Origin of the sequence: Luteimonas sp. 8-5 (genome assembly GCF_029763755.1) — a bacterium.
Lineage (GTDB): Bacteria > Pseudomonadota > Gammaproteobacteria > Xanthomonadales > Xanthomonadaceae > Cognatiluteimonas.
This window is the reverse complement of the sequence record NZ_JARUVM010000126.1, coordinates 1-4191: the sequence shown is the minus strand read 5'-3', so window position 1 is coordinate 4191 and position 4191 is coordinate 1. Positions and strand designations below refer to the sequence as shown.

At 64.9% G+C, this 4191-nt stretch carries 5 protein-coding genes and 1 tRNA gene; 4 read left to right on the top strand and 2 right to left on the bottom strand.

The window, feature by feature from the left end:
- The coding region (locus QAA18_RS11530) for a hypothetical protein (protein ID WP_279413114.1) at positions 1–282 on the top strand (282 nt) is incomplete at its 5' end.
- A 47-nt stretch (positions 283–329) separates the two neighbouring features.
- Positions 330–404 (top strand) — tRNA-Val (locus QAA18_RS11525).
- 40 nt (positions 405–444) lie between these two features.
- On the opposite strand, the gene QAA18_RS11520 is transcribed toward QAA18_RS11525, so the two are convergent.
- Positions 445–807, bottom strand: coding sequence for a HigA family addiction module antitoxin (locus tag QAA18_RS11520; RefSeq protein ID WP_279413113.1), 363 nt, complete (start codon positions 805–807; stop codon positions 445–447).
- Between the two features lie 10 nt (positions 808–817).
- Positions 818–1102 (bottom strand): type II toxin-antitoxin system RelE/ParE family toxin, encoded by a 285-nt coding sequence (locus QAA18_RS11515; RefSeq protein ID WP_279413112.1) that lies wholly within the window; start codon positions 1100–1102, stop codon positions 818–820.
- Between the two features lie 185 nt (positions 1103–1287).
- On the opposite strand from QAA18_RS11515, the gene QAA18_RS11510 reads away from it, so the two are divergent.
- Positions 1288–3066: an SLC13 family permease gene (locus tag QAA18_RS11510; protein WP_279413111.1), complete on the top strand. Its 1779-nt coding sequence runs from the start codon at positions 1288–1290 to the stop codon at positions 3064–3066.
- A 40-nt stretch (positions 3067–3106) separates the two neighbouring features.
- Entirely contained in the window at positions 3107–4000 is an 894-nt protein-coding gene (cysD, locus tag QAA18_RS11505; RefSeq protein ID WP_279413110.1) for a sulfate adenylyltransferase subunit CysD, read from the top strand.
- Positions 4001–4191 lie beyond the last annotated feature (191 nt).

Genomic DNA, 4191 nt, shown 5'->3' with positions numbered 1-4191 from the left:
ACCCCACCCCCCCTCCAGCCCCCCGCCACCCCCGCCCGCACCGTCGAACAGCGCCGCCAGGCCATCGCCGGCGCCGTGGCTTCCCTGCCGCACGTGACCAGCGCGAGCTGGCCGGCCGAGTCCACCCTGCTGGTGGTCACCGACAGCGACGAATTCGACCCGCGCGCCGGCATCTGCCCGCTGCTCGAGCCCGACCCGGACCTGGCCGCCTCGCGCCTGCAGATCCGCCATCCGCCCGACAGCGCCATCCCCGTGCGCTTCCTGCAATGCCGCGCGTATTGATCGCAAGCGCCGGTAGCCCGTAAACTACGCGGCTCGCGTCACCCATCGGGCGGTTAGCTCAGCGGTAGAGCATTGCCTTCACACGGCAAGGGTCGCAGGTTCGAACCCTGCACCGCCCACCAGATCGAATGAAAAGGCCACCTCGCGGTGGCCTTTTTTCGTTCAGGCGGCCTGGGCCGGCTTCCAGGGCTCGATCTTGTCGAGCACTTTTCCGATCTTTCGCTTGACCTGGGCCGCGTCGTAGTCGACCTGCAGCCCCGTCCAGAAACCTTCGCTCATCCCGAAGAAACGCGACAGGCGCAGCCCGGTATCCACGGTCACCCCGCGGATGCCGATGACGATTTCACCGATGCGCCTTTGCGGCACGCCAATCGACTTGGCAAGCCGGTACTGGGTGATCCCCATGGGCTCGAGGAATTCGTGGAGCAGAATCTCCCCGGGATGGGGTACCCCCACCCGGCGCCCGCCAGTCTCCAGAAGGTCGGAGAAGTCCAGGTCCGTCAGGTTTTCCATGCGAATCGCCATGGTCATCTCCTCAGTGATAGTCCACCAGCTCAACGTTCTCGGCGTCCGTGCCAGTCCACTGGAAACACAACCGGAACTGATCGTTGACCCTGATGCTGTATTGCCCTGCCCGATCCCTTTTCAAGGCTTCCAATCGATTGCCCGGCGGAACCCTCAAGTCGTCCAGCCCACCGGCCCGATGCAGGATCGCCATCTTGATCCGCGCCCGCTTCCTGAGCTCATGCGGCAATCCCTTGACCGGCAAGCCAAGGAACAGGGCCGCCGTGCGCTTGTCGCGAAACGACTTGATCGCCATCGGGAGGATACTACCATTGCGCGTTAGTATTGTTAATCAATACTATCAGCCCGGAGTCGGGGCGACACTATGCGAACCAGGGTCACTGTACTGTGGGACGCCCGTTATTGCCCTGCTTTGCTCATCTATCATGACCGCCCCGCCTGCCTGCCCCGGGGCGAGGAACCGGGCCGAAGAGGAAGTCGATGGCAGCACTGGATTGGCAAGGATGGCTGACGATCGGTGTCGTGATGGCGACGCTCGGACTCCTGCTCTGGGAGCGGTTTACCCCGGACAAGGTCCTGATGGGTGCGGTAGCGGTGCTGATCGCCAGCGGCATCCTAGGTCCACGCGAAGCGCTGGCCGGGTTCTGGAATCCAGGGGTGCTGACGGTCGCCGTCCTCTTCGTCCTCGTTGCAGCGCTGAAGTCCACGGGTGCGATCCGCTGGATCGGCGACTGGGTGCTGGGCCGGCCACGTGGCGAGGGCAAGGCACGCGCCAGGTTGATCGTCATTACCGCGCCCTTGTCGGCATTCATCAACAACACCCCTATCGTGGCGATGCTCACCTCGGCGATCGAACACTGGGGCCGGCGTAGCCATATCGCGCCTTCAAAGCTGCTTCTCCCAATGAACTACGCCACTGTGCTCGGGGGCATGTGCACCTTGGTGGGCACGAGCACCAACCTCATCGTGGCAGGCTTGGTCCTCCAGCAAGAAGGAATGCCGGCACTGACGATGTTCACTCCATTGGGCGTCGGCGCAGTCGCAGCCGTTGCGGGAGGGAGTTTCCTCCTGCTGGCGGGCCGCTGGTTCCTGCCCGATCGCAGGTCGGCATTCGATCAGGCCTCGGACACGCACGAATACGTGGTGGAGATGATGGTCGAAGCCGATGGTCCCGTGGACGGCAAGACCATCGGCGACGCCAGGTTGCGCCAACTGGAAGGGTCGTTCCTGGTCGAACTCGTCCGCGCGGGCGAGCTGCACGTCGCTGTGGCACCGGGACAACAGCTGTCCGGCGGCGATCGCCTGGTGTTCATCGGCGCAACCGATGCCGTGCGTGAATTGCGTCGCGTGCCCGGACTGCGCCCCGCCACCGACCAGTGTTTCAAGATCGATGACGCCGGTGGCCAGCGGAAGCTGGTGGAAGTAGTGATGTCTGCCTATTCGCCGGCGGTAGGCAGGACCCTGGTCGAATCGGCATTCCGCAGCCGCTACAACGCAGCCGTGATTGCGGTGGCCCGACGGGGTACCCGCCTCCACGGCAAGCTGGGCGAGCTCGTGCTCCAGGCGGGCGATACCCTGCTTCTGGAGACCGACGGTGGTTTCGCACAACGCCACGCGAATACGTCCGATTTCCTGATCGTCAACGAAATCGACGGGGCAGCCCGGGTCGACCGCCCCAGGGCCCTGACCGCCTTGGCCGTAATCGGACTGATGGTGGTGGCCAACACCGTCTTCGACGTCGACATCCTGGTGTCTGCATTGGTCGCCGCACTGCTGGTACTGTTGGCCGGCTGCGTTCACGTACTGGAGCTTCGACGCAGCGTGGATTTGCGGCTGATCGCGGTCATCGCGTGCTCATTCGCCCTGGGTGCGGCCTTGGAGCGCAGCGGAGTCGCCGCGGTCGCCGCATCGCACCTCCTTGCCTGGTCAGGAGGCGATCCGTTCAGGACCTTGGTGCTGGTCTATGTCGCCGCCGTGATATTCACCGAACTGATCACCAACAACGCCGCGGCCGTACTGATCTTCCCGATCGCAATGGCATCGGCGGCGCAGCTCGGCTCGGACCCGATGCCCTTCGTCATCGCCACGATGATCGGCGCCTCGGCCGGTTTCATCACCCCGATTGGATACCAAACCAATATGATGGTCTACGGTCCCGGCGGTTATCGTTTCACCGACTACGTCCGCCTGGGATTGCCTTTGTCGTTGGTGGTGGGCACGGCAGTGTTGTACGCCATCCCCTACTTCTGGCCGTTCTAGTGTTCCAGGGAAGATATTCTTGAAGGAAGATCCAAGGGCGTTGTCCCACCTCGACCGCCTCGAGGCCGAAAGCATCCACATCCTGCGCGAGGTCGCGGCCGGGTTCGCCAACCCGGTGATGCTGTACTCGGTGGGCAAGGACAGCTCGGTGCTGCTGCACCTGCTGCTCAAGGCCTTCCATCCGGCCCGGCCGCCGATCCCGTTGCTGCACGTGGACACCACGTGGAAATTCCGCGAGATGATCGCCTTCCGCGACCAGCGGGCGGCGCAGACCGGGGTGGAGCTGCGCACCTGGACCAACCCGGACGGGCTGGCCCAGGGGATCGGGCCGATCAGCCACGGGGCCACGGTCCACACCGACGTGATGAAGACCCAGGCGCTGAAGCAGGCGCTGGACCACTGGGGGTTCGACGCGGCCATCGGCGGGGCCCGCCGCGACGAGGAGAAGTCGCGGGCCAAGGAGCGCATCTTCAGCTTCCGCAACGCCCGGCACCGCTGGGATCCCAAGCACCAGCGCCCGGAGTTGTGGAACGTGTACAACACGCGCATCCACAAGGGCGAGTCGGTGCGGGTGTTCCCGATCTCCAACTGGACCGAGCTGGACGTGTGGCTGTACATCTACCGCGAGGGTATTCCGGTGCCGTCGCTGTACCTGGCCGCGCCGCGCCCGGTGGTCGAGCGCGATGGCGCCCTGATCCTGGTGGACGACGAGCGGCTGCCGCTGCGCCAGGGCGAGACCCCGATGACCAAGAAGGTGCGCTTCCGCACCCTGGGCTGCTATCCGCTGACCGGGGCGATCGAGTCCGGGGCCGACACCCTGGAGAAGGTCATTGCCGAGATGCTGGTGGCCACCACCTCCGAGCGCCAGGGCCGGGTGATCGACCATGATCCGGCCGCCTCGATGGAGAAGAAGAAGCAGGAAGGCTACTTTTGAAGACGGGAGACGGGAGACGGGAGATGGGAGACGAGGCCGCGCAAGCGGCTGTGGCCGCGTACCTGGAGCAGCACGAGGCCAAGGGGCTGCTGCGGTTCATCACCTGCGGCAGCGTGGACGATGGCAAGAGCACGCTGATCGGGCGGTTGCTGCACGACACGAAGCTGCTGCTGGACGACCAGGTCAGCGCG